The sequence below is a fragment of the Leptospirales bacterium genome (assembly GCA_019694655.1).
Lineage (GTDB): Bacteria > Spirochaetota > Leptospiria > Leptospirales > Leptonemataceae > SSF53.
Map to the genome: position 1 here is coordinate 64,634 of JAIBBN010000002.1, position 25,262 is coordinate 89,895.

Here is a 25,262-nt window from a genome sequence, read left to right on the forward strand (position 1 = left end):
GCCGCGCTTTCCAGGCGCAGCGGACATAATCCGCTCATTCTTTTGCGGCCCTGACCGATAGGCATAGAGAGGATCCTGTGGAAAGCGGAATAGGCCCAATTGTATCATCCGGTCTTGCCGCGGGCGCGCCGGAGCGCGAGCGCCTGCGGCGTCTGCAGGGGCCGCCGGGAAGGGCAGCCGAGGGCTCTGGCGAGGAATTCCAGCAGATGTTTCCCGGCCTCGCCGGCGGTCGACCTCACAGCGAGCCATCCCCTGCGGCTCCGTCGTCGCCATCGTTGCCCGCAGCGCAGCGGCCCTTGAGCAGCGCTCAGATTCGCCAGGAGATTGCCGTTGATCCGGAGCGGCAGCGCCTCTACAAGGCAGCGCAGGACTTTCAGTCGTTGTTCGTAAAGCAGATGCTGGATGCCATGCGCAAGAACCTGGACCGTCAGAGCGATCCGCTTTATGGCGGGATGCGCCAGGACATATTCGAAGACATGCTCTACGACCAGTACTCTCGCCTGCTGTCGACCAACAGCAGCTTCGATCTGGCCGATCAGATCTACCGGCAGATGAGCCCAGCGCTTGGTCCCTTGCGCAGCGGCGCGCGCGACTACGAACGAAATCTGCCGGGCATTTCCACAAGTGAACGCTTCCGCCAGGATGACTGGCGGCCGTGATGCGAGCGGATTGGATCCGCGGCGGCCAGCTAACTACTGGAAGGAGTTCTCGGTTCCGGGGAATTGACCGGTGCGAACCTCGTCGGCATAGCGTCGCAATGCGTCTTGAATCAGCGCCCCCGCCTCCAAATAGCGACGACTGTGTCGGGTGTGAAAGTCCGGATCAAGGGCCAGCATATCTTGCAAGACCAGCACCTGTCCGCTGCAGTGCGGGCCGGCGCCGATTCCAATAGTTGGAATATCTAAAGCTTCTGTAATCTCGCGCGCTGCATCGCGCGCAATGAGCTCCAGAACCAGAGCAAAGGCGCCTGCGGACTGCAAGGCGCGCGCCTCCTCGACCAAACGGCTGCGTTCTTCGGCGCTTCGGCCCTGCACGCGGTAGCCGCCGAGGGTCAGAAAACTCTGCGGCGTAAGTCCGATATGCCCGATGACCGGAATGCCTGTGATAATACAACGCTCTACAACGCGCAAAGTTTGTTTTGCGGCGCCCTCCAGCTTGATTGCGCTGGCTTCGCTTTCTTGCAGGATGCGGACAGCATTGCTCACTCCCTTGCGCGTTCCGGTCTGATAGCTGCCAAAGGGCATGTCCGCAATGACAAATAGCTCCGGCGCGCCGCGTCGAACCATAGCGCTGTGATAGATGATTTGATCGACAGTAACTGGCAAGGTGCTGCGTCGTCCCTGGACGGTCATACCCAGCGTGTCGCCAACCAGCACGGCATCGACGCCGCTGGCCGCCGCCAGTTTTGCCATGGCCGCATCGTAACAGGTGATAATGCTGATGGGGATTTTCTGCTTCCGGCGTTCGCGCCAATGGTGCGGATATTTCAGGGGACGATGATCTTGTGCTTCCATAGTTTGCGCTCCCTGCCTGTTGGCGACCTGCCTGCCGCGTCTTCAGCGCCAGACAAACGTTTTCCCGTCCGGACCGCGATCGATATAGCGCAGCTCGGCGATGGCAATGGGCCGCTGCGCGTCTCTTGCCGGATAGATGCTCTCAACCGTTAGCTTGGCGATAATGTAGTTCATATGCTGCGGCCATGCGGTCGAAGGCGAGGGCAGGGGAACGCCCTCAAGGTCGATGCGCTGGGCGCCAGGCCGATCCTCAAGTTCGACGCTGCGCTCGAAAACCGGCTCAGCCTGCGGTATAATGTACTCCTGATCTATGTTATTGGCGCGCCGCCAGAGGATTTGCAGGCGTATCCGACGCGGTCTGGCATAGCTGCGGAATAAATGGATATCGCAGTCTGTGCAGGCGCCCGAATAGATTTCAAGGCTTGTACTGCGACGAACCTGTGGTGTGGCGGTAGAGGGCCAGTGGCTCAGCGCCAGATCGATCAGCAACCAGTTGCCTTCCGGATGGCGGCAATCGAGTTCAAGCAACGCGGGGCTTTGTAGATCATCGTCCAGCAGGCGCGCCGGACGTCCATCGTGTCCCATTCCATCGTTCGCCGAGCAGGCCGCCAGTACGATGCGTCCGTTGCGCAGCGTAGCGCCGGGGAGCGTATCGCCCGGGTCCAGGGCCTCCCAGAGCGAGAGCGCCACAAGCAGCGCGGGGATCAGGAGCGCCAGAGCGCGGTGCATTCGGTCATTGGAATCGGCCGGCGGTCGCCTGGCAAGTCCGCCCGCGCAAAAATGCTTCGCCGGGCGGCCACTGCCGTTGCGCTCTGTCGCCATGCGAGTCCTGGCGCTGGGCGCAGGCTATACGGCGATGCATCTGCTGCGCCATTTTCCGACCGTCGATACGCTGCTGCTCAGCCGGCGCAGTGAAGAGCTGCGCGCTGACGGCCTGCCGCTCTGGAATCCAACAGATGATGCGCAGCCCTGGGACGCAATACTGGACACAGTGCCGGCGCTGATCAGCGACGGCGGCTTAGGCCAGCATCCCTGGCGCGAAGCGATCGATTCCATTCTGGAGCGCCAGCCGTCGACTCCGCTGATTCACATCAGTTCGACTTCTGTTCTGGGAGGCGCCAGGCGGCCGGCGGCTGATCCGCCGGAGCAGTTTGATGAATTCCACAGGCCGGCGCCGGATGAAGAACGCGGCCTGTTGCGACTGGAGCTGGAGCAAGCAATGCGGACGCGCTACCCACAGCTTCGGATTTTGCGCGCGGCGGGAATCTATGGGCCGGGACGTTCGGTAGCCGATCAGTTCCTGCGCGGCGACCTGCGTCGACTGGAAGCCGGAAATGTCATCGTTTCCAGAATCCACGTACATGATCTGTGTCGACTTGCGCTGGCATGGATTGGTCTATCCCGGCAGCGCCCGGACTTGCGTTTGATTCATGCCGTCGATTGCCGTCCCTGCAGCAATCGCGAACTCTTCGAGTTTCTGGAGCGTGCGCTTCCGCTTGAGCTGCCCGATGGACCCTGGCGCCACGCGGCGGCAAGCGGGCGTGCGGTCGTCAGCCGCTACAGAGATGAAGCGCTGCCAGGCGGTCTGTGCTATCCGGATTACCGCAGCGGCATGCTTGCTTCCGTCTTACGGTAGATTGCACTGACTCGCGTTTTGATCCCGCCGCGCACATTGTAATCAGCGCGGATGCGCAGGGAGCGAGGCGCGGCGCAGCGGACCAGATCATCCAGGCTGCGATTAACTACATTCTCATGAAATATGCCGATGTTGCGAAATGCGCCGAAGTATTCCTTGAGACTCTTCAACTCCAGGCACCACTGGTCAGGAACGTAGCGCAGGTAGATGACGCCAAAGTCCGGAAGGGATGTCTTCGGGCAGATTGCAGTGAACTCCGGAATTTCGAGGTCAATGGCATATTCTCGATCAGCATAGATGTTACGAAAGACCTCAATGTCAGGCAGCCGCAAGGCGCGGATGTGATCCTGTCGTTCGTCGTATTCCGATTTCTGTTCGCTCACTGATTGACTCCGCTCGATGTCACCGCTCTGCAGACATGAAAAAACCCGGAGGCGCAGGACGCACTCCGGGTTTCCGAAATTCGCTGCTACAGACGAATCAGGCCGGGCGAGCGCCGCTGGTCTTCTCTTTGATTACGCGCTGCAGTTCTTCGATCTTGTCCTTGAGTTCATTCAGGCGATCTTCGGGAACAACTGCTTTGATTTGTTCAACAACTTTGCCGTAGAGTTGTTCCAGCTGCTTGACTGCGTCGCCATAGGCGCCGCCAGCTTTGCTGCTAAGATCATTGGCCTGGGTGACTACGTCATTGAGAGCGGAGCGCAGTTTTACGGCCGGTTCGCTGGTGTCAGCGGCGCCTTTTTCTTTCAGCTGGTCAAAGGTGCGCTGAACTTCTTTCACAGCATTGTTCACGGAGTCTTCGCCAGAGCGAAACAATGCAATGCCGGCATTCAATACATCGTGCAGAACTTTATCCATGGTCATCGGGTACCTTCCCTGGGTTTTTGCGTTGCACCAAGTTTTTGTGCGGCGCAACATCGGTCAATCCTTTTTGATCGACCGTAGCGAAAAAGGCGACGGGCCCTGTGGCGCGGCAAGCAAAAAGACCGGGCCTTTAGTTCCCTGCTTCTGGTGCAGCGCCCGTCAGTCCGGCTAAAGCCGGTTCGCCTTCCGGCTGGCTTCGGACGCCTTCTTCCAGGGCGCGGTCCTGCCAGGCTTCCTCCAGCCAATCGCATAGATCGTTGAGGGCCCGGTCTCTAACATCGGGCAGTTCGTGGAAGCTTTCGTGGCGGCCCTCGGGATAGAGGCACAGCCGTCGATGTTCCGAACTGATTTGCTCATAGAAGAGACGCGAAGCGCTGGAGTCTGTAATGGGGTCGGCCTCGCCATGTTGCACCAGGCAGGGAATGCGCAGCCGGGGAGCGGAGGCCAGAGCGGCTCGGCCGCCGTCGATCAGGCCCAGCGCCAGGCGCACAGAAATGCGATCGTGGACCAGGGCATCGCCGCGGTAGCGGGCAACCTGCAGACGATCGCGACTGATGCCTTCCGTGGGCAGCCCGCTGGCCAGGGCAAGATCGGGGCGCAACAGGTAGAGCGCCCTTGCTACATTTTCCTTGAGGCGCTGGATTGTGGATAGATGGGGGCGAAAGGCGGGCGCGCTCAGACAGAGTCGCTGCAGATGCCACTGGTTGGAGCGGCTCAAAGCAAAAGCCGCCGCGATCAGTCCGCCCATGGAGTGCCCGAGGAGCACCGGGCGGCGAAGCCCAAGTTCATCGTTCAAGAACTGCAGAAAATTGTCCAGGTCGTCGACCAGCGCCTGAAGGGCGGGAGCATCGCCGCGCGGACCCGGCGACAAACCGTGGCCGCGTGCGTCAAAGCTGAAGACATTGCACTGGCTCTCGCGCGCAGCTTCCAGAACTGTTTCATAGCGGCCGCAATGTTCTCCAAGACCGTGATGGATTACCAGACTGCGCCAGATGGGCGCGTTGCGCAGCATCCAGGCGCGCCATTCAAGCGCCAGACCATCGACTGTCCGAAAGCGACCGCGAACCTCGCGCACTGCGCCTGCATTCATGGGAATACCTGGTGCGACGCTCTGGCCGCTAATGGAAGCAAAAATCAGCGGGAGCGGCTTTACGGGCGGCAGGCTGTAATAGATCAAGACCCAATGGTCCTGCGATTTCGCGCCGGTTTCGGCTTACTCATTCTGGCTCTACTGACCGCGGCTCAATGCCGACTGCAACTTGCCGGCGAGCGAAGCTCCTCCAGGGTATCGCTGGAAGGCCTGTGGTATTCGCCACAGCTACTGGAGGGCGAATCCGGCGCCTTGCTCTATATCAAGTGGCCCGGCGGCGATGATCGACCCTACCAGTTTACGTTGTTGGAACTGACCTATCGGGACCTGACGATCAGCGGCCGGCGTATCTACTTTCAGAAGCGAGAAGGACTTGGCGATACTTCAGCCAGCGAACTGCTGCTGGAGCAGCGGCGCTTTACAGCCGGCTACTACCAATCAGAGGAGGCCGAATCCTACCAGGCCGGCAAGCTGCAGGCCGTTTTGGTGGAGCGCTCTTTTGAAAACTCAACAACGCCTGATCTTTTGCAGATTTCTGAAAATGGATCGGAGCTGAAGGGCGAGGTCTATCATTTTGTGCGGGCTACGGGCCCCAGCGCCGAGCCTTCCGCCGGCCTCGTGCTATCATCGCAGGGCGATGCTCTTTTTGGCATTTGCTTTGACCCGGCGCTTGCGGCGGTGGCCGCGCAGCGCGAAGTCTTTGTTAACCAGCAACGCCAGGGCCGGGTGCGCATTGCGGCGATCCGCGATTTCTGGTTTGATGCCAGAGGCGCTACGGCGCCGCCCGGCGCAGCCCTGCTGATGCCTGGCTGGCGGCCGGGCCGAAATAGCGTGCGTCGGATGACCCGCGAAGAGGCGCTGCGCAGATTGCAGCGTGGCGAGACGCTCAGCCGCGAGGAAATGATTCGCGCCCTGGGTAGCGATGGGTCGCGGCGCTAGAAGATCCCTTACAGCCCCGGAATTGGCTGCTTCAGGCAGAGCATCAACAGCGCCATACGCACCAGTACGCCGTAGCCGGCCATGCGAAAGTAGGCGGCGTTACCCAGATCGTCCACATCGGTGGATAGTTCGTTCACGCGCGGCAGAGGATGCATGATCAGCGTTGGTTTGCGCGACGCTATGACAAACTCGCGATTGATGCTGTAGCTGTTGCGCAGCTTCTCGTATTCGCTACGATCGACAAAGCGCTCTTCCTGGATGCGCGTTACGTAGGCAACATCGCAATCCCAGATGGCGCGCGGATCTTCCGTTTCTTCAAAGGAGATATTGCGCTTGCGCATTTCCTTGCGGTAGGATTCGGGGATGGCCAGGTCTACCGGCGATATCAAGACCAGTTCTGTATTGTAGTTGTAGAGCAGTCGAATCAGACTGTGAATTGTTCGCCCAAATTTCAAATCGCCGATGAAGGCAACGCGCAGGCCGTCGGGCAGTCCGCGCTCTTCGGCAATCGTATACAGATCGAGCAGCGCCTGCGTGGGATGCTGCCCGGCCCCGTCGCCGGCATTGATCACCGGTATCTTTACGGCGGCGGCGGCGACGCGACTGGAGCCTTCCACCGGATGGCGTATGACGGCAATATCAGAGTAGGCCTCTACCATCTTCATTGTGTCGTAGAGCGTTTCGCCTTTGCTGATGCTGGAAAACTGAAAGCCGACCGTGCTGATCACGCGTCCGCCCAAACGTTGCATGGCCGTTTCAAAGCTCAGCCGCGTACGCGTGGATGATTCAAAGAAAAGGGAAGCGAGGATCCGCCCCTGCAGCAGACCAAAGGCCTTGCCGCCTGGCATCAGGTCGCGCAGCTTGCGCACCGCCTGCAGCAGATAATCCAGGTCCTCACGGCTGAACTGATCTGCGTCGAGAATATTGGTATGAGCGAAGGGCGCCAGGGACATGCAGGCGGGAGTACGCCAGCCGGCCGGCAGTGCGGCAAACACAATCAGGGTAGAAAGCGCCGCTCTCCATGGAAAAGGACGGCGGGACTGGCGGCAATGAGCGTCTTATTCCTGCCAGGCGGTGGCTGGCTTCTGGCACGACCTGACCGCGACTGGCCGCCGCCGCGACCAGTCCTGCGCCCTTTCGATATCGACGATCCGCGTTTCTGCAATCTGAGTCCCGCGCCCTTTCTCTGCCGATCCTGCCTGGCCAGCGGCAAACAGTTTGCAGAACGAATCGAGTGGCAGGGCGAAGAGCAGCGACCGCTGCGCAGCTATCTCTGCCTGGACTGGCAGGCGCTCTACCTGGGCAGCGCCGGTTCTACTCGCCCCAGCGATCGTTGAGCAGCGCCGGCGTCTGGTCGGGCACTCCGCCATGTTCCAGGCTGTCGAGGATGCCGGCGGGATTCGAGGTATCGCGTGCGGCCGGTCCCTGGGGCAAAGCCGACTCCAGAGTGATGCCTGCCTGGCGGGGCACGTTAGGCGCCGAAATCATTTCCTGGGCGCACTCGCCTGGCTGGACGCAGATCGTCCACGGCCCTGTTCGCCGGTCAGCCAGGTACTGGCCTTGCTGATACATCTGGCCGCCAGCATAGTAGTAGGTCCACTGACCTTCGGCGAGATCGTTGTTGTACGATCCATTGTAGAAGACCTGGCCGCTTTCATAGTAGTTGATCCAGGCGCCCTGGCGTTTTCCGGCGCGGTAGCTGCCGCGCGTTTCCATTTTGCCCGAGGCATAATAGCTGAGCCATTCGCCCTCGCGCCGGTCGCTGGCATAGTCGCCCTCTGAGCTGAGGCGACCTTGAGCGTCATACAGACGCCAATGACCGTGCCGTTGATTGGCGCGGAAGGGGCCTTCGGCTTTTTTCTGGCCGCCTGCATAGTAGAAGACCCAGTCGCCCTGGCGTTGATTCCCGCGAAAGTCCCCCTCGGCCTTTTTGATGCCGTTTTCGTACCAGACGACCTGGCGGTTGCCATTCTGTTCGACCCAGACGCGAGCGCGCTCATCAAAGCGAGCGCCGCTGGTTACGGCGCCGGGACGCGCCGGTTCGGCGGCAAAAATACTCAGCGGCAAGAGTAGGACTGAGAGCGCAATGGGGATGCGGGGCATCGGCTGATCCTCCGTGATCTAGCTTACCGTACTATGACGGCGAAAACCGCCTGGAGATCAACGGCGCGGCGCAATTTTATGCATCCGGCGGGGCGGGCAAAAGGGAGGAATTCTGACAAACCCGTTGCCAGAGTTCCGTCAACTGTCGCTGCAGGAATAGATCGCTCTGTAGCTGAGTTTCGATTTTGCGCAGGGCGTGAATCACGCTGCCATGTTCCGCCCAGCCAAGGGCCCGGGCTGTATCACGCTGCGAGAGGCCCAGGTGTTTTACGCAGAGAAAGGCCGCCATATGCCGGGCCTGGCTAAGACGGCGGCTGCGCGCCTGGCCGAGCAGGGCGGAAAGCTCGATCTTCAGATGGCTGGCTGTGGTCCGCACTACATCTTCCGCCCGTGCGCCGCTGCCTTGATCAAATAGATCCTGGCAAAGCGTCTGGCAGGCCTCAAGATCCAAACGCTGCGAACCGCTGTGCGCCAGCCGCAATGCGATCGCCTTAAGCCGACGCAGATCGATCTGCACTCGACGCGCCAGCCAGAGTACAAGCGACGCTTCAAGCTGGATTTCATGGCGCAGCAATTCGTTTTCCAGCAATTTGCATCGAGCCTCTTCGCCCAGCGGCGCAAGCTCTGCCAGCTCGGCGGATTGCAGCCGCGATTGCAGCGCCTCGCTAAGCGATAATTCCGCCGGCCTACGATCGGAACTGAGCAGTAGCGTCCGACCTTCGCGCAGGCAATGATCGGCAAGATTGCTCAGCTCCTCCTGGCTGCGCGCCGCCTGGGCTTTGATGTATTGGAAGTCGTCAATCGCAATACACTGCAGCTGATGCAGGGATCGCCGCCAGGCGACGGTAGCTCGCCGACTGCAGGCCTCGGCAAACTCCGATACAAAGGCCTCCAGAGTATAGCGACGCACGCTCTTTCCGGAGGATTGCTGTTGATGTAAAATCCAATCGATGGCGGCGCTCTTGCCAGCGCCAACTGGACCCAGAATGATTGCCAGCGGCGGCGGATTCTCTTTGAGCCGTCGCAAGGTTGTCGCGCTTGTTGTCGGCGGGAAAAACGCCTGCGCCGCTGGTCCTTTGGTCTGATCAGGCACAGCCGGCGGCCGCCGAATCTGGGGACTATGTCGGGACGCGCCGGATGCCGCCAAACAAAGCTGGGCCTGCAAATTAAGCCGGGCCGCACACTCATCGATGAGCTTCTGGTGGCGTATCTGAAGGCGGCGCAGGTCGCGTGGCGCGGCTGTAATCATGATCCGGCCCGGCGCTGCTGCAAATGCAACTTCGGAAAAATCGGCGCGAAAGGCGCGCGAGCCGACGCGCGCCGCCAGCTCTTGCTCGAAGGCCAGCTCGTCGGAAGAGTTCCCGGACTCGCAAGACAATGCTTGTTGGTTGCTCATAATCGAATATAAAGAGTAAAAGTATACAATGAAATATGATATCAATTCGACATTATGGATTATGTCTCAAAAGATTATGTCGCAAAAGCGATGTACTCAGGCAGCGTCAAAGCTGCCGGTCATTGCCGCAAGCGATGTTGCCGCGGTTGAATCGGAAAATTAAGTGGAAAAGGTGCGAGCGGAGAGGTCGCGCCCTGACTACTCTATGCCCTGCGCTTCCAGCCAGCGTTCGGCATCCAGCGCCGCCATACAACCGCTGCCCGCCGCTGTGATAGCCTGGCGATAGCGTTTGTCCTGCACGTCGCCTGCAGCGAAGACGCCTTCCACGCTGGTGCGCGTTGCGCCGGCTTCGGTGTGGATATATCCATCAGCGTCGAGTTGGATCTGGCCAACAAATGGCTCAGTGTTTGGCTTATGACCAATGGCGTAAAACAGCCCGTTGACCGCCAGCTGGCGTTCAGCGCCGCTGTTAACGTCCCGCACCTGCAAAGAGCGAAGTTGACGCTCATCGCCGGCGGCGGCTACGGGGACATGGTTCCAGACGATTTCGATTTTTGAATTCTTCAGCACGCGCTCTTGCATGATCTGCGAAGCGCGCAGTCGATCGCGCCGGTGGATCAAGTATACGCGCGACGCATACTTAGTGAGAAACATACTTTCCTCGGCGGCTGAATCGCCGCCGCCGATTACAGCCAGCGGAGCATCGCGAAACAGGGGGAGGGCCCCGTCGCAAACAGCGCAGGCGGATATGCCGTGCTGCCAGTAGCGCTCCTCGCCGGGCAGCGCCATGCGTCGGGCGGTGGCCCCGGTTGCAATGATGACGCTATGCGCCAGCGTGGGCGCTTCGTCCTCGAGCCCTTCGCGCCATAACTGGAAGGGGCGACGGCTGAAATCAACGCGACTTATAGTCTCAGTATGAATCGCGGCGCCGAAGCGAAGAGACTGCTTGCGAAACAAATCGGTGAGCTCGACGCCCATGACGCCTTCAGGAAAGCCGGGGAAATTCTCCACTTCTGTCGTGGTCGTCAGCTGACCGCCAGCAGCAATACCGCCGGCCATAAATCCCTCAAACAGGACAGGGCTCAGGTTGGCTCGCGCTGCGTAAATTGCGGCGGTATGCGCCGCTGGACCGCTGCCTATGATGACCACCCGATGCGGCTGATTCTGTGCTTCGCCCATCCGCGGACGATCCCTTTGGCCGCGTTGTGCTTGCCAGCCCATTTTGACCGCCTGTCATCGAGATCAGCGCCTCGCCGGCGGCATTTTTCTGTTTTCTTGTGAGCCGGCCGACTTCAACTGGCATTGGGGTCAGGACCGGGGTTCTGGCCGGCGTAGGGCTATAAAAGGAGCGGGCATGGATCACTCGGCAAAACCCAGAACAGGCGATCAGGCGCCGAATTCGCGTGTTACTGTCACCGAGGGCAGCGTCCATTCGCTCAGCGAGCTGGCCGGCCCCAAAGGTTTGATTATCTACTTTTATCCAAAAGATAACACTCCGGGCTGCACGCGCGAGGCATGCGACTTTCGTGATCGACGCAATGAGCTTGATCGTCTGGGTTACGGCGTGGTTGGCGTATCTGCTGACAGCGTCCAATCCCACCAGCGCTTCAGCGAAAGCCAGAGTCTCAACTTTCCGCTGATCGCTGATGAGCAGCACAGCCTGATCAAGAAATTCGGGGCCTTCGGCGAGAAGAAGATGTACGGAAGAAGTTTTGATGGCATCCTGCGTACAACCTTTGTTCTGGACAAGACGCTCAATGTGCAGAAGGTTTATGATGCCGTCAAGGTCGAGGGACACGTCAATCATCTGATTGACGATATCAAGAACCACCGACTGGGCGGCGCCGCGCCCTCGCGCAAGAAACAAACATCCGCTGCTGCAATCGGCGGCGCCCGCAAAAAGGGCGCCTCTTCTGCGAAGTCCGCGCTTCGCAAGCCGGCCTCTGCCGCCAAAAAGACCAGCAAGAAAAAGGCGGCGAAGAAATCAACAACGCGCAAACGCTAACTGAAAGGCCAGGTGGATGAATGTCCGAATTCCGAATTCCCGCGCTGCGCTTTGAGATAAGAAAGGAGACGGCCGCTGGCCGTCGCTTACGATTGATTGCCTGTTTCAAAGATAGCTCAGGCGCCGATCTTGAAAAATTGTCCGCAAGCCATGGTTTGCGCCAGCAATTGGCCGCGCATGAGGAACTCGGCGCCTGGAAGGCGGCTGCAGGCCAGAGTCTTCTACTTGCCGATCGCAATGTCATGCTACTTGGTTTGGGCGAGGCGGCCGCGTTTCACCCTGAAACCTGGTGCAGCGCCTTTCGAGCTGCGGGCGAAAAGCTTGGCCGCTTCAAGGACTATGCGCTGGAAGTTGTGATCAGCGATGAAGTGCGCGATGCGGTGGCCCGCTACAGCGGCGCCGAGAGCGATTTCCGGAAACGTCTGTCGCTTTCTTTCTCCGGAGCGCGCCGTCGCCGCAAGGGCGCCGGCAACGCCAGGAACAAGAGCGGCGAGAGCGAGGATTTGCCCGACTATGTTGGTCCTTACTCGCTTGAGGAATTGATCGCGCAGTCCGTCGCCTCTTTGAATACGGGCGCCGAGCCAATGGAAACCTTGAAGAGTTCGACGGACCGCGGCGCAAAGAGTCGATCGCCCAGGAAAGACTTACGCGGCGATTCGATTGCGCTCCACTTCAGCGGAAAAAGTCCGGCAGCCCAGAAGTTGCGCGCTGCCGGCGAAAGAGGCCTGCAGTTGGCCCGGGCGCTTCATGGCGCACGCTACGTAGCCTCTTTGCCCGGAAACCACTTCCATCCGGAACACTATGAACGCTACGCGCGTCAGATCGCACACGAAGCAGGATTGAAGCTTCGCGTCTTTGGCCGTCCAGAGCTGGAGAAGCTGGGCGCCGGAGGAATCCTGGCGGTAGGCCGCGGTTCTGCAATCAGCCCCCGAATGATCGTTCTGGAATACACGCCGCCGCGTTCGCGCATCCAGCAGCCGGTGGTACTTGTAGGCAAGGGCGTTACCTTTGATACGGGCGGCATTTCCTTGAAACCGCCAGCCGAAATGCACGAGATGAAGTACGACATGTGCGGTTCGGCTCTGGCCCTGCACACAATCGCTCTTGCCTCACGGCGCAAGCTTCCCACGCCCCTCGTGGCGATTCTGGGCATTGTTGAGAATATGCCCGACGGCGCTGCAATCAAACCGGGCGACGTCTACACAGCATTGAACGGGCTGACAGTGGAAGTGCAGAATACCGATGCCGAGGGAAGGTTGGTACTGGCCGACGCTCTGAGCTACGCTTGCAAGCATTACGATTCGCTCTGTCTGCTCGATTTCGCCACATTGACCGGCGCCTGCGTCATTGCGCTGGGGCATGAGGCCGCGGGCTTGATGACTGCCTCCGAGGATCTGGCGCAGCGCCTGGATCTGGCCTCGCGGAAATCTCTGGATCGTCTCTGGCGTCTGCCGCACTGGGCCGCTTATGGCGGCGGGCTCAAGTCCGATACCGCCGATCTGCGAAACATCGCCGGAAGGCCGGCAGGAACTGTGACGGCCATGCGCTTTCTTTCACGTTTTGTAAGCGATGAGACGCCGTGGGCGCACATCGACATAGCTGGCGTTGCCTGGCGAGGCAAAGGCGCCGGATCACAGCCGCGCGGCGCAACGGGCTGGGGACTGCGCTTGATGAACCAGTTTCTCGAGGATCTGATTCAGGATGCTGATTGAAGGCATCCCCGAGGCGCGGCAGAGATCAATTGTCGAGCAGATTGTTCAGGCTATCGATCAGCTGGTCCAGCGGCACGCCGTAGCCCTGGCAAACCTGTTCAATGGTTTCCAGTTCATTAATGGAGCAGTGTGAACAACCGCCCAGATGGTAGCTGGAAAAAACCAGGGCGGCGTCAGCATGCAAAGCCATGGCCTCGCCGACGGTCATCTCCGGACGGAACTTTTCTTGTTGGACTTGCGTTTCAGACATTGCAGGGCTCGATGAGTCTCAGTATCCTTAATGAAACTGCGGGGACGGCTACAGTCAACCAAAAAGGGTGGCCGCCCCCGGTCGTCGAGCCCCATGAATTTTGACCGCGATGCGCATCCAGAGATCTCGGGCGAGGTGGGAAGCTTCCACCAGGCAAGGGGGCAGTTCTTCGTTCGGATTGAAGGTCGCTTTGAGTCCGCGCACTACCTCTATCGCTATTTTCCCGACGGCAGCGACGAACCGATGCATGGACATAGCTGGCTGGTGGAACTGTTCCTGGCCCGCAGCGACGGCGGCATTGGCGTCGACGGCATCAGCTTCGATTTTCTAAATGTGCGTCGCCGCCTGGACCAGATGATAGAGCGGATCGAGCACGTCTGCATCAATGATTTACGCGAGTTCAAGGGAGTGAACCCAACTTCCGAAAATATAGCGCGCTGGTTTTTTGCCGGCCTGCGTGCGGCGGTTGCTGCCAGCAGCGGCCGCCTGCTGGAGATTCGAATCCATGAAGGGCCTCAGAACATTGCTGTTTTTCGACCGGATTGATGCGCGCCGCAAGCCGCGTCGCCCCGTGTGGCAAAGCGCAGCGAAGGCCTTGCTGCTTCTGGCGGCCTCCCTGCCGTCAACTATGCCTGTGGCACGCTTGCAGCAGAACGAATTACTGGCCAGCGTGCAACGGCCCCCCGCGCCGCAGAGCGCACGCTGCTGTCCGCTTGGTATCGCCTATCAATCTGGACCGGGCCGCGTGGTTCTGGATCGGGTTTGTCGAAAGCCAAGCCGGACAGAATTCCATCTGCGACTGGTAAATCTCGATGCCGCCTGCACCCATCCGCCGGGAACTATCTTACGCGACCAAACGGGCCATCGCTATTTGATGCGTTCCTTTCGCGGATTGCCATCCTGCCAGTCGGCACAATTTGTGAGCCGCCCTAACGCCCGCTTTGTTTGGAGTTTTGAAGCGCTGCCTTCTGGAGCGCGTACAATCACTCTGGAAGAAGTTGAAGACGAGACCACTCGCGGCCTGACCTTCTGGGTCTGGCGCGATGTCGATCTGTCCCATTGCAGCTTCTAACATCGGGGCTCTTTGTTGCGGTCCGTTTGCTATCCAGGCTGCCAACAGCGAGCCCGAATCTGGCGCAGTGCGGCGCGCTTCCAGCTCTAGTCGCGGGTGAGCGCCACGGAGGCGCAACTCGCCAGTAGCGATCTGCCATAGAATGACTGTGAGCATTTCGATTCGCAACGCTCAGGCTTCGGGTCGCCCCCTCATTCCGTAGAGCAGCAATTCCTCTGCCAGCGGCAGATCTTCCGGAAATTTGATTTTACCCTCGCGAATGCCTACCGCAAAGCCAATGGCAACGGCGCGCAGCATCCAGGCCATTTTGTCCGGCGGATGGGCGGGGAAGCGTCCGGACAGCACGCCTTCCTGGTAGACATTGACCAACGGCTGGATAACCGACTGACCGGCTTTTTCGAATTCGGTCAACGTGTCCTCGGCGACGTCTTTTAAGAGTTCGCTTCGCTTGGTTACAATAAGATCAAAATAGCTGTGGTTGCGCGTATAGAAGTCAAAAAATACCAGCGCAAAGCCCTTCAGACGGTCCATTGGATCGCTGATTGCGCTGCTCAGGACGCGCTGGTAGCCAGCTTCCAGCTCTCGCAGGCCTTCGGCCAGCATCGTTGCATAGATTTCATTCTTATTGCGAAAATAGAGGTACAGCGTGGCGCGCGAAAGCTCCAGGCGGCGCGCCAGGTCCTCCATCGTAATATCTTCGTAGGGCTTCTCTTGAATCAATTGCCGTGCGTTGTCCAGGATCGCTCTGCGTCGTTCCTGTTTTTCACGTTCCTTGCGCTCGGCAATGCCCACAGTCCCACTCAAGAAGACTTGTTGTGGCTGGCAATCACTGTCCGCACAATAGCCGGATCGATTCGCAGCCGCTCGGCAATCAATTCAGGGTCCCATTTGTGATTGATATAGAGACTGAGGATTCCGTTCCGTTTTTGGTCGGCGACAGATGCGGCTGCCGGGCTTCGCTTGCGACGCGGGCCCTCAGCAGGCGCCTCCGTGGCGTGCAGGCTTTGATCAACCGCCGATTCAACAGTGTGATAGAGCGCCGCCAGGCGATCCATCTTCTCATCGGCTTCCTGAATCAACGACCCAAGCTCCTTGCCGACTTCCTCGCCGCTCAGGCGCATCTCCTCGACGCGACCGGCCATTGCGCCAATTTGCCGCTGCTTTTCGCCGAGATCGGCAAACAGGCCTTCCATTTGCTCGAAGCGTGACTCGACCAATTCGATCTTTTTTTCCATACGGTTGAGGCCGTTGATGCGCGCCTCAAGCTCAGCCAGACCCTGCTGCAAATCGGACTGGCGATGATCGGCGCGATCGACAGAGGCCAGCAGGCGCTGCGCTTCTTCTGCAGACTGGACGCTTTGTTTGTGCGCTTGCTCCATCCGCTGCAGCGACTTTTCCACGAACTGGCGTCGTTCGCCAAGCTCGCCGTAGTATTTCTCGAATGAATCCTTGAACTCATTGAACTGGTGCACGCGCTTGTCAATTTGACGCGCCAGATCCTCCGCCTGTCGGACGGCGCCCAGTCGTTGGTCTACGCCGTCGATCTGACGTTCCAGTTCGAAGAAGGATTGTTCGGCCGCCATCAGGCGATCGCGTTGACCCTCCAGGGCGCGCAGCTCGCTCTCGATTTCCTTGCGACTCATGCGCAAGGATTCAAAGTTTTTGACATATTCGTCGATGCGCGAGTTTTCTTCGCGCGCCAGTGCGAGCCGATCGCTCAGTGTCTCAATCGTCTGGTCCAATTGCTCAACCAGCTGCTGGGCCTTTTCGGCCGCCAGCAGTCGTTCCTGGAAGCGATCGAGGCGCAAGCGATGCTGGTCCACCTCGCTGAGAAAGTCCTCCTGCAGCTTGCGAACATCATCCAGTTCGCGCTCCATTCGCCGCGCCGAGTCTTCCAGAGCGGCGCCGGTGCGCTTTTCCAGCTCGCTGATTTGTAGCTGTCCGCGATCGGCCATCAGCAGCAACTGATGGTTGATCTTCTGGTCGATGGTCTCGCCCAGACGAGCAATGCGCTCATCCTGTTCTTCCACGAAGCGGTCGGCGCGACTCTGTACGCTTTCGATGGCGTTTTGTAGATCGGTCCGTGCGCGCTCAATGCGCTCCTCTTCCGCCTTGCGCGCATCGCGCAGCAGCGTAACATTGTGTTCCGCCTCCGATCGCAGCGTGGCCTTGATCTCCTGTCCCAGAATGGTCAGCCGTTCGCGCAAGTCCTCGGTTTCCTCGCGTTGCTGCTGGCTGCGTCTTTCCTCCTCGCGAGCTGCCGATCGAAGCCGTTCTTCGCTTTCCAGCGCCTCTTTCTCCAGGGCGGCGCTCAACTCGCGCGCTTCGCGCTTGATTCCGTCGCGCTGGTTCTGGCCGGCGCCCTGGATTGCTTCGCGCTCCTTCTGTTCGATGGTTGCCAGCGCCGCGGTCGTCTCGTCGATTTGTGTCTGGAGTTCGGAGAGGCGGCGCTCTTGCTCGGCAAGAAAGACCTTCTCAAAGCCGCGGTACTTCTGATCGAGCGCGGCGTGGTGCTCCTCAGCCTCTTTGATCAGGCGATTTTCGGCGGATAGGTACTTCTCTTGAAAGAGATTTACCTTGTCCTGCATTCCTTCGGCCATGCGACGCGTTTCATTGAGGATTTCGTCGCGCCGCGAGAGCGCAGCCAGATTGAAGTCATCGAGATCGTTGCGAATTCGCGCGATGTCGGTCTGCATCGATTCGGTCGCCGAAGTGCGCATCTCCTGCAATCGAAGGTCCAGGCCATTCAATCGATCCAGCAGACGCCGTTCCAGTTCCTGGGCGCGCTCGTCGACGCGACCGGCCTCGCTGATCCATTGCTCATCCAGACGCGCCGAGAGCGTGGCGACGCGCTCCGAGGAGAGTTCCACATCGCGCGCCTGGTCGGCCATACGTTCGCCCAGCTTGCGTTGATCTTCCTGCAGGATCTGAAAAGCGGACCGCGCATTGTCAGCCAGCTGGCGGGTACGGTCTTCCGTCTCACGGACCAGACGCTCCACAGTGTCGTGCAAGTCTTGATCGGCTTCTTCCAGGCGCCCGGAGATCGCTGCTGCAAAGTGATCGAGGTCAGCATGCAGACGATCGATCTCGTCGCGCGCCTCCTGCAAGCGCTCCAGACCGCGGTCAAGGCCCTGCACCTGCTCGCCCACCTGACGGGCGCTTCCGGCAATGCGACCCAGCTCGCCAGAGATCGTTTCTACAGTTTCGCGCTCGGAACGCAGCGACTCCAGCGCGTGACGGTAGCCTTCGTAGGTTTCGCGCAATTCCTCTTGAGTCTGGCGGCTCTGACGCAGCAGCAATTCAAATTCCAGCGAAGCGTCGCGGATGCTCTGGACGTGTCGGGCTGCCACCGCATCGAGATTGTGCTCCTGGAGCTCTCCTAAACGGCGCAGATTGTTGCCGCGACCTGCCGGCCGGTCCAGCCGCCGCAAAGCCAGGGCAAAGGCCAGGGAGGCGAGAAAACTGATTGCGATGAGGAAGTATTCCATCAGGATTTCCGAGCGGAAGCGGGCGTCAGGCCAAGCGGATTATGTCGCATTAAATTCCCACGTATATAGCAGCCGTGCGCCCGATGACAACAAAAAAACGGAGCCTTCAGGGGAAGCCAGGCGGCCTGTCCCAGGCGCCCTATTCGTTGTTTGCCAGCATCTACGATGCCTGCATGGACCACGTGCCCTATGAGCAGTGGGCCGATTATCTTGATGAGTGCGCCTGGCGTCTGCTTGGGCGTCGTCCAGAAAACAACCTCGACCTGGCCTGTGGAACCGGCCTGCTGCTGGCTCAATTGTTGCGCCGTCCGGGTCGATTTGCCGGCGTCGATGGCGCGCCGCAAATGGCCGCCGTGGCCCGTCGGCGCCTGCCGCTGACCCGCATTGAAGTGGCCTCGCTTTGTGGTCCGACGCCTTTTGCCGCCAGAAGCTTTGACCGCATCACTTGCTGCCACGACAGTCTGAACTACCTCAGCGCAGCAGAACTGAAACAGGCAATGGTTGAGGTTGCTCGACTGCTGCCGGCAGGGGGCCTCTATTCGGTCGACCTGGCCACGCTTTCCAATATGCGCGATTGGTTTGACGGCCGTCTGATCCGTCGCCGCATCCGCGGAATTTCGCTGCGCTGGTCCAATCGTTACCTGAGCGCCAGTAACGAGCTCATATCGACCTTGCGCATGCGCACCAATGATGGTCGCCTGATCGTCGAACAGCACCGACAACGTTTCATAGACCCGGCAGAGTTGATCGCGGCTGCCGGCGCCGCCGGCCTGCGTCTGGCGCTGCGCGAGGGAGACTACAGCAAGCGACCGCCGGGCGTCCGAGATTCGCTCTGGAACTTTCACTTTCTGCGCGAGGAGAGTTGAGGTGCTGTTCGATCCGGGATTGAAGGAGCTGCTCGAACGTGTTCTGCCCAGGCTGGAGCCGTACCTGGCGGTCCGCGAGCGCAGCAGCGGCGAAGTGCGCGATCGTCTGCGACTGCGTAAGCTATGCGAAGCAGAGGAGCGGGATCGCATCATTGACTATCTGGCCAGCGAAGGGATGATCAATGATCGGCGTTTTACGGCCAATCGCGTTCGCTACCGTCTGGACAACGGATATGGTCCGGCCTTTATACGCGATGATTTGCACAAACTGAAAGTGGAACGCGCAGTAGTGGATGAATGTCTGCGCGATCTGGGACCGGAGGCGATTCAGCTTGCAGCCCAGAAGGCCGCGTTGAAGGCCGCGCGGCAGGCGAGGGATCCGCTGAAACTGGTGGGACGCCTGATGCGGCGCGGTTTTTCGATGAATGATCTTCGTGGCATTGAAGCGCTTGACGGCCTTCCGGCGGCAATGCGCGATCGAGCTGCGCGCCAGAATCGGCGCCAGCAACCGGAGGACGAATTATGATGGAAGGCGAAATGTCGGCCAGCGCTCCGGAGACAGGGCGTCCCGGCCCGGGGCCCGGATCGCAAGGCCCCGGCAGCGGCACAATGGATGTGCCGGCGGGGTCTTCACTGCCGGCGGCAGCCGGCGGCGCTGCGGCCGCCGCTGGAGCAACAGCTACCGCGCTTGCTCGCGACCCCAGGCGCCTTGGACGCGCCGGAAAAATACTCTGGATCCTTGTGGCGATTCTATCTGGCGCTTACGTCGTCTTCCCTGATCCAACTGACGCCTTGATCCCGATGATGGGACTTGGTCTGGTAGATGACGGAGTGTTCTTTGGCGTCTTCTTGTATGCACTGGAGCGCCTTGGCATCCACATCCCGATCCTGAGCAAGCTGTTTGGATTGTTCCGACGCAATCGCGGCGGCGCCGGTAGCTGAGGCTACATTTGCATCAGGGGCGCAAGCGCGGACGATCTGCGGGATAGGTTCGCGGCATCGATCCACTGTAGATCTGCTGTGGACGCATGCCCTTTTGTTCGTTTTGACGCTGTTCCTGCCAGTGTGCCAGCCAACCGCTCATCTTGCCGATGACGCGAATCACATTGTTCATGTTGGGCGGAATGCCAAGCAGGTGGAAGATCATCGCCGAATAGAAATCAAGATTCGGATATAGCTTCATCTTCTGAAAGAAGGGATGACCCAGCATATACGATTCAACTTCCAGCGCCTTTTGGATGATTGGATCGCTGCTGGCTCTTGGATGACTGGCAATATATTCTTTGAAGAGACGACGGCTGAGGATCGCGCGCGGATCTTCAATGCGGTACTTGCGGTGCCCAAAGGCCGGCGATTGCAGTCGCTCTTCTCCGCGCAGGAAGGGTTCGAAGTAGCGCTCCGCCGTCAGTCCATTGCTGATCATATGCTGCAGCATTGGGCGCGGCAGCATGCGATAGTTGGCCTCGCGCTGACCCCAGATGGCGGAGATGCCGGCATTGATAGAAACAAACAGATTGGCGCGCGTGCTGCCGACCATGACGACGGTGGAGGTGGCGACGTTTTGCTCATGGTCGCTGTACAATATCAAGATTTGATTCAGGATGCGTTCATCTTCGGGAGCGACCTGCGTATCGCCGGAGGGAACGGCAAACATCATGTTCAGGAAGTTGGAGCAGTAGGGCAATTCATCGCGGGGATAGATGACGGGCTGCCCGATGGATTTCTTGTAGGCCCAGGCGGCCAGGGTGCGCACTTTTGCCAGCAGACGCGCCTTGACGTCAATGCCCATCTTGAAGTGGTCCTCGTAGCTGTGCGGGTAGTAGCTGGAAAGCGCGGTTACCATCGTAGCCAGGATTGCCAGCGGGTGCGCATCGCCCGGAAAGGCGTCGAAAAAGTTGCGCATCGATTCATGGATCATCGAATGCCGCGACAATGAGCGCGAGTACTCTTCGTATTCCGCTTCACTGGGCAGCTCGCCGCCGGCCAGCAAATAGGAGGTTTCGACAAAAGAAGAGCGCTCCACAAGGTCAGCAACATCGTAGCCGCGATAGTGCAGCTTTCCCGACGGATCAACCCAGGTGATTGAACTTTGCGTAACGGCGGTGCTGTTGAGTGAAGGATCGTAGGAATAGCGGCCGCTTTGTGTGAACAGTTCGCTGAAATCGATGCCTCCCGGACCAGCAACCGATTCCACAATGGGAAATTCATAGGACTTCCCGTCCATGGTAAGTGTGGCGCGACGAGACTGCATGGCAGCATGGCCGCTGCCTGCAACGGGCGAGGTCAATCGAAATCCAGAGCCCGGGGCCTCTGGCGCTTAGCGACGACGCGCAAAGCGCGCGCGCAGATAAGCGCCCAGCTCGCCCATGGTCATACGCGCGTGAAATCGAGGCAGGGGAGGCGAGGCCTGCCCGCCGGAACCCCTCGCGGAACTCAAAGCCAGCGCTTCTGGAGTTCCGGCCGGAGAAAGCGAATCGCTCTGGCGAGGTCGAATGAAGATTTGATCCACGGCCTGCCGACTTTCGCCAGGGAGGGCGTCCGGCAATTCGCCGGTCAGCTCAATGTCGATGCGCAGGAATTTTCGGTTGATAATGCTGACCTCCATTTGCCCGGCAAGGATTCGGATGATCTCGCGAACGATCGCCCACTTCACCCATAGCTGTCCGCGCTCCACTGCCGGATCAGTAAGAATGTCATAGAGGTGACGGGTTTGCTTTACGTTATTGTGGAAGAGCATGAATCGAAAGTGAACATGAGCCTTGAGGTCGGAGGTGATGATCAAATCGATGTTGCGATAGTCCTTAAAGCCAGGAAAGTCAATCAGTCGAATGACCAGCGAATTGACCAGCTCAAGGCTGGTGTTCAAGACAATGGCAGGGTGCACCTTTACATGGTGCGTGATGACTCCCTGTGGAATCACTGCCGTAATAAAGTCACGAAAGTTCACCTTTTCCAGGAATTCCGGCTCGGAAATCACTTCCAGGCGCGAAAGTTCCAGGATATCATCCAGGTTGCTCTGCAGATCGTCTACTGCAGCGCTCAGCGTTGCGCTTTTTTCATTCCAGCTGCGGCGATCGTCCACTGATTGCAGCGCCTGCTGGATGCCAGCTATCAGCTCGCGCGCTGGATTGCGTACAAAAGTGAAGATGTAGGCGAAGACCCTGTCGCGCAGGGCATTGACGGAGTCCAGACGTCGGCTGCGTCGATCGACTTCCATCTGCAAATCAATCAGGCGGTAGGTTAAGGCAAAGGCGGTGATCAGAATAAAACTGAGAACGCCTTCGCTGAAATAGTGCGGGCCTTCGACAAGCCCGCGTTCCACCGCAAAAAAGTGCACGGTGGCCAGCATCATCACTGCCAGCGCCAGAGACAGAAGGATGGCATCGCGCTGCAGCCTTTTTAATGCCCTGGCAAAAGCATCTCCTGCAAAGTAGACAAAAAAGGGCAGATTCAAAGGAAACCAGACGGAAATGATACCATCCCAGCGCACCGGGTTCATGGTCAGAAGAATGGCCGCCGCCGCCGCGCCGCTGATCAAAGCGTAGATCAGTCCAGGCGTCCGCGGCCGAAATTCCACGCGCCGCTCGCCGAAGCCGATGACGATGGCTTGCGCCTTGAAAAAGCTGATGTGAAAAAGAAAGTAAACCAGCGGGCTGGCGACATAGCAAAGCTGTTCCAGCAGCTTGAAAGTGAGGAAGGAGTCCCACAGACTGAAGCGGGATTCGTTGACCAAAAATTGCTGCAATCCGAGAAGCGCTGCGAGAATGCCAAACCAGCGAAACTCGCGCAACTCCGGCAGTTTGAAGTGCAAGACTGAAAAAAATATCCCAACCGCTAGATACAGTCCGGCGAAGGTCAACAGCTGGATCTGGGAGCGCCAGAAATTCCACTGCGCACTTTCGGTCTCGTCGATTACCGGAGCGCCTCGCAGACCCAGGCTATTCGAAAACTGTCCTTGAATCTTGATGGCTAGAACATTCCGTCCGCTCTGCAGCAGAACTGCGGGAAGCCCGTAGAGACGGGGGCGACCGTATCCGCGCAGGCCCGACTGTGCGGCGCTGCCAATCAATTGTCCATTCAAGTAGACTTCGTCCGTATCGTAGACCGGTCCCAGGTGCAACGCAAGATTTACGTCGCGGGGCGCGCTCAAGGAGAGCTCGCAGCGCAGCCACAGCGGCTGCCCGGAACGTGCGCCGGCGCGGGCCAAATTGGCCGGCAGATGAATTTGCTTCCAGCCGCGATCATCCAGGCTCGGGTCGCTGGCGCCCGGCAGGTCATGGTCTAAAAAACGCCAATCGTTGAGCTCGACGCGATAACGATCGTCCGCCTGCAGGGCGCCGCCGGCATAGAAGGTCAGCGCCGCAACGAGGAGCAGCCGCCTTGGGCTCATCGCGCCTGTTTCTCCGGAACGCGCAGGGTCAGGGTTGAAAAGTAGCCGCCGCCCTCGAGCTTGATTTCTCCCTCAAGAACATCAGCAATTTCACGGACAATGGTCAGACCGACGCCGCTACCGGGAGGCGCAGAGTCATCGTCTGGAGTATTGCGGACAAATTTCTGAAATACCGCCTGCTGCTGATGTGCGTTCATGCCTGGACCTTCATCGCGCACCTGCAGCAATAGCTGGCCGCCGATGCGCTCCGCGCCGACCTCAACTTTGCCCGTGGAATACAGCAGCGCATTTTCCACCAGGTGGTAGAGCGCGGCGGCCAGCAGCTCGGCGTCGCTTTCCGCCTCGTTTTCTTCATCGGGCAGTTTGCTTCGAATTCGGCTCTGCGGTTGCTCAGTCGCCAGCAAGGCCCGGGCAATCTGCTCCGCGACGAGTTTGTTCAGGCTGAAGCGGCCGAGCCGCGGATGGTACTCTCCGGATTCCAGCAAATGAAGAAGTCGACTGTCCTGAACCAGGTTGTCCAGGTTCAGCGCTGAAGAGCGCAGTCGATCGTGAGCGCCGCTTCGATTTCCACGTTTCCTTGACGATTCCTCGGCGCCCAGACCTTCGCGCAGTCCGCTGAGTATGGCCGTAAACTCGCTTGATATGTTGAATATGGATCGCGTCTTCCGTTTTTCCAGCAGCCGCAACTCTTGCTCCTGCTCCTTGATATTGCCGTAGAGCTGCAGTATCGTATCCGAAAGCTGCAACGATGCAAAGAGCAAGAAAGCGGCAAAGCCGTATACCAAGAGCCTGGGATAGGGGTGAATATTGAGCGTGGACAAAATGTCCCAGACAACTACTGGCAGCAGCACAACAAATCCAACCAGCAAAAAGCGCAGCCGATCGCGGTGCGCAGCATAATTGCGCAAGAAGGTCCACGCAGTCAGCGCCAGCGCGGCGACAATCAAAACGAGATTGATATTGATCAGGAGTTTCCACGCGCGGGCGCTGGCGCCAAACAGAAGATCGCCGGTGAGGAGCAGTGCGTAGGCGCCATACAGCGCCAGGACCGGCAATTTGCGCCGCGCATTTGTTGCATGATGCAGGTACTCCAGAAAAAATACCGGCAAAGAGAACAACAGCGCCAGCTCCGTCTTGTAGGATGCAACGAAGCTATCAAACCACTCGTAGCGGATTTGCGTACGAATCAAATTGTACATCCCAAGCGAGAGGGAGAAGAGTGCGAAATAGAGATTGGCCTGCTGCCTCCAGAAAAACAAATAGAACAACCCAAAGAAGGCTGCCACCAGCACGTAGCTCCAGCTGAAGACAATAGTCGGCAGGTCGCGAAGCGCCAGAGTTTTTGCCTGGGACAGCTGATCTACGAGACGTGGTTCGAAGCGCAGCCCGCCGTCGCCAGTCGTCGCAAAAACCCGAATGGCAATCACGTTCGGTCCTTCTTGCCAGAGCGTAGCGGGCAGGGCGTACAATCGTCGGCGCTCAATATCAACGCGACGTCCGGCAAGCGATCCTGTTTCGCCAACCTGAACGCCATTGAAGAACACGGCGTCGGCCTCTTCGATTGAATCCAGGAACAGGGCGGCGCCTGCGGGAGGCGGTCCGGCAAGCTGGATGCGGCAGCGTAAGAAGACGCTGAGTCCCTGGGCCGGCGGTTTGAGTTTCAACGCCCGGAAATCGGCGGGTGCGGCCGCCAGGCGCCAGGCGCTATCGTCGAATTCGACGCGCGTCCAGTCTGCCGGAATTTCCTGGGCGCCCGGTGCGCTCTGCAAGCGCCATGCGCCGGCAAGAGAGAGTGCGCTTTGACCGTCGCTCAACTGCGCCTCGGGGCAAGCAGCGGATAGGCCAACTGGCGCTGCACAGAGCGCCGCCAGGGCCAGGAGCCACGTCAGCGGTCCGCCTGGCAAGGATGCTGAGCGACAGCGGGGCATTGCCTGTCC

The 25,262-nt window shown here is 59.3% G+C and carries 26 protein-coding genes; 11 read left to right on the forward strand and 15 right to left on the reverse strand.

The window, feature by feature from the left end:
- Positions 1-77 precede the first annotated feature (77 nt).
- On the forward strand, positions 78-659 hold the full coding sequence (locus K1X75_03515) for a rod-binding protein (GenBank protein MBX7057109.1): 582 nt from the start codon (positions 78-80) through the stop codon (positions 657-659).
- A gap of 33 nt (positions 660-692) precedes the next feature.
- On the opposite strand, the gene panB is transcribed toward K1X75_03515, so the two are convergent.
- A complete protein-coding gene (panB, locus tag K1X75_03520; GenBank protein MBX7057110.1) occupies positions 693-1,514 on the reverse strand; it encodes a 3-methyl-2-oxobutanoate hydroxymethyltransferase in 822 nt (273 codons plus the stop codon).
- Positions 1,515-1,556: 42 nt separating this feature from the next.
- Complete coding sequence (locus K1X75_03525) at positions 1,557-2,243, reverse strand: hypothetical protein (protein MBX7057111.1); 687 nt, start codon at positions 2,241-2,243, stop codon at positions 1,557-1,559.
- 91 nt (positions 2,244-2,334) lie between these two features.
- Between K1X75_03525 and K1X75_03530 the strand changes: the two genes are divergently transcribed.
- Positions 2,335-3,150 carry a sugar nucleotide-binding protein gene (locus K1X75_03530; protein MBX7057112.1) on the forward strand — a complete coding sequence of 272 codons (816 nt, stop codon included), beginning with the start codon at positions 2,335-2,337 and terminating at the stop codon, positions 3,148-3,150.
- Here K1X75_03530 and queF read toward each other — a convergent pair.
- The 3 genes from queF to K1X75_03545 form a co-directional block, all read right to left on the reverse strand.
- Positions 3,114-3,533 (reverse strand): preQ(1) synthase, encoded by a 420-nt coding sequence (gene queF, locus K1X75_03535; GenBank protein MBX7057113.1) that lies wholly within the window; start codon positions 3,531-3,533, stop codon positions 3,114-3,116. The two genes, K1X75_03530 and queF, sit on opposite strands and share 37 nt — an antisense overlap.
- Positions 3,534-3,630: 97 nt before the next feature.
- On the reverse strand, positions 3,631-4,008 hold the full coding sequence (locus K1X75_03540; GenBank protein ID MBX7057114.1) for a hypothetical protein: 378 nt from the start codon (positions 4,006-4,008) through the stop codon (positions 3,631-3,633).
- 136 nt (positions 4,009-4,144) lie between these two features.
- Positions 4,145-5,104, reverse strand: coding sequence for a lysophospholipase (locus K1X75_03545; GenBank protein MBX7057115.1), 960 nt, complete (start codon positions 5,102-5,104; stop codon positions 4,145-4,147).
- A 93-nt stretch (positions 5,105-5,197) separates the two neighbouring features.
- Here K1X75_03545 and K1X75_03550 point away from each other — a divergent pair, with 93 nt between their 5' ends.
- Complete coding sequence (locus K1X75_03550; protein MBX7057116.1) at positions 5,198-6,043, forward strand: hypothetical protein; 846 nt, start codon at positions 5,198-5,200, stop codon at positions 6,041-6,043.
- An 8-nt stretch (positions 6,044-6,051) separates the two neighbouring features.
- Here K1X75_03550 and pyrB read toward each other — a convergent pair whose 3' ends face one another.
- The gene (gene pyrB / locus K1X75_03555; protein MBX7057117.1) at positions 6,052-6,996 is read right to left on the reverse strand and encodes an aspartate carbamoyltransferase; all 945 of its coding nucleotides are present in this window, start codon (positions 6,994-6,996) and stop codon (positions 6,052-6,054) included.
- 96 nt (positions 6,997-7,092) lie between these two features.
- Between pyrB and K1X75_03560 the strand changes: the two genes are divergently transcribed.
- Positions 7,093-7,380: a hypothetical protein gene (locus K1X75_03560; GenBank protein MBX7057118.1), complete on the forward strand. Its 288-nt coding sequence runs from the start codon at positions 7,093-7,095 to the stop codon at positions 7,378-7,380.
- Here the strand turns inward: K1X75_03560 and K1X75_03565 are convergent.
- The 3 genes from K1X75_03565 to trxB form a co-directional block, all read right to left on the reverse strand.
- A complete protein-coding gene (locus K1X75_03565) occupies positions 7,358-8,146 on the reverse strand; it encodes a toxin-antitoxin system YwqK family antitoxin (protein ID MBX7057119.1) in 789 nt (262 codons plus the stop codon). The genes K1X75_03560 and K1X75_03565 overlap by 23 nt on opposite strands.
- 76 nt (positions 8,147-8,222) lie before the next feature.
- A complete protein-coding gene (locus tag K1X75_03570) occupies positions 8,223-9,542 on the reverse strand; it encodes a hypothetical protein (protein ID MBX7057120.1) in 1,320 nt (439 codons plus the stop codon).
- A gap of 198 nt (positions 9,543-9,740) precedes the next feature.
- Positions 9,741-10,721, reverse strand: coding sequence for a thioredoxin-disulfide reductase (gene trxB, locus K1X75_03575; GenBank protein ID MBX7057121.1), 981 nt, complete (start codon positions 10,719-10,721; stop codon positions 9,741-9,743).
- Between the two features lie 175 nt (positions 10,722-10,896).
- Between trxB and K1X75_03580 the strand changes: the two genes are divergently transcribed.
- Both K1X75_03580 and K1X75_03585 read left to right on the forward strand, forming a co-directional pair.
- On the forward strand, positions 10,897-11,547 hold the full coding sequence (locus K1X75_03580) for a peroxiredoxin (GenBank protein ID MBX7057122.1): 651 nt from the start codon (positions 10,897-10,899) through the stop codon (positions 11,545-11,547).
- Positions 11,548-11,567: 20 nt separating this feature from the next.
- Positions 11,568-13,259: a leucyl aminopeptidase gene (locus K1X75_03585; GenBank protein ID MBX7057123.1), complete on the forward strand. Its 1,692-nt coding sequence runs from the start codon at positions 11,568-11,570 to the stop codon at positions 13,257-13,259.
- Between the two features lie 25 nt (positions 13,260-13,284).
- Here the strand turns inward: K1X75_03585 and K1X75_03590 are convergent, their stop codons facing one another.
- Positions 13,285-13,509: a disulfide oxidoreductase gene (locus K1X75_03590; protein ID MBX7057124.1), complete on the reverse strand. Its 225-nt coding sequence runs from the start codon at positions 13,507-13,509 to the stop codon at positions 13,285-13,287.
- Between the two features lie 93 nt (positions 13,510-13,602).
- Here K1X75_03590 and K1X75_03595 point away from each other — a divergent pair, with 93 nt between their 5' ends.
- Both K1X75_03595 and K1X75_03600 read left to right on the forward strand, forming a co-directional pair.
- Positions 13,603-14,055, forward strand: coding sequence for a 6-carboxytetrahydropterin synthase (locus K1X75_03595; protein ID MBX7057125.1), 453 nt, complete (start codon positions 13,603-13,605; stop codon positions 14,053-14,055).
- Positions 14,015-14,581, forward strand: coding sequence for a hypothetical protein (locus K1X75_03600; protein MBX7057126.1), 567 nt, complete (start codon positions 14,015-14,017; stop codon positions 14,579-14,581). The genes K1X75_03595 and K1X75_03600 overlap by 41 nt, the downstream gene beginning before the upstream one ends.
- Positions 14,582-14,752: 171 nt before the next feature.
- Here the strand turns inward: K1X75_03600 and K1X75_03605 are convergent, their stop codons facing one another.
- Together K1X75_03605 and K1X75_03610 are read right to left on the reverse strand one after the other, a co-directional pair.
- A complete protein-coding gene (locus K1X75_03605; GenBank protein ID MBX7057127.1) occupies positions 14,753-15,373 on the reverse strand; it encodes a TetR/AcrR family transcriptional regulator in 621 nt (206 codons plus the stop codon).
- Positions 15,374-15,381: 8 nt separating this feature from the next.
- Positions 15,382-18,069, reverse strand: a complete 2,688-nt coding sequence (locus K1X75_03610) for a hypothetical protein (protein ID MBX7057128.1) — start codon at positions 18,067-18,069, stop codon at positions 15,382-15,384.
- An 83-nt stretch (positions 18,070-18,152) separates the two neighbouring features.
- On the opposite strand from K1X75_03610, the gene K1X75_03615 reads away from it, so the two are divergent.
- Genes K1X75_03615 through K1X75_03625 form a run of 3 tightly spaced genes read left to right on the forward strand, consistent with a single transcriptional unit; the run spans position 18,153 to position 19,877 of the window.
- Positions 18,153-18,935, forward strand: coding sequence for a class I SAM-dependent methyltransferase (locus K1X75_03615; GenBank protein MBX7057129.1), 783 nt, complete (start codon positions 18,153-18,155; stop codon positions 18,933-18,935).
- A gap of 1 nt (position 18,936) precedes the next feature.
- Positions 18,937-19,461, forward strand: coding sequence for a recombination regulator RecX (locus K1X75_03620; protein ID MBX7057130.1), 525 nt, complete (start codon positions 18,937-18,939; stop codon positions 19,459-19,461).
- The gene (locus tag K1X75_03625) at positions 19,458-19,877 is read left to right on the forward strand and encodes a hypothetical protein (GenBank protein MBX7057131.1); all 420 of its coding nucleotides are present in this window, start codon (positions 19,458-19,460) and stop codon (positions 19,875-19,877) included. Before K1X75_03620 ends, K1X75_03625 begins: the two co-directional genes overlap by 4 nt.
- 13 nt (positions 19,878-19,890) lie before the next feature.
- On the opposite strand, the gene K1X75_03630 is transcribed toward K1X75_03625, so the two are convergent.
- From K1X75_03630 to K1X75_03640, 3 genes are all read right to left on the reverse strand, one after another.
- Positions 19,891-21,159 (reverse strand): citrate synthase, encoded by a 1,269-nt coding sequence (locus tag K1X75_03630; protein ID MBX7057132.1) that lies wholly within the window; start codon positions 21,157-21,159, stop codon positions 19,891-19,893.
- 93 nt (positions 21,160-21,252) lie between these two features.
- Positions 21,253-23,325 (reverse strand): 7TM-DISM domain-containing protein, encoded by a 2,073-nt coding sequence (locus K1X75_03635; GenBank protein ID MBX7057133.1) that lies wholly within the window; start codon positions 23,323-23,325, stop codon positions 21,253-21,255.
- Complete coding sequence (locus K1X75_03640) at positions 23,322-25,253, reverse strand: sensor histidine kinase (protein ID MBX7057134.1); 1,932 nt, start codon at positions 25,251-25,253, stop codon at positions 23,322-23,324. Before K1X75_03640 ends, K1X75_03635 begins: the two co-directional genes overlap by 4 nt.
- Positions 25,254-25,262 lie beyond the last annotated feature (9 nt).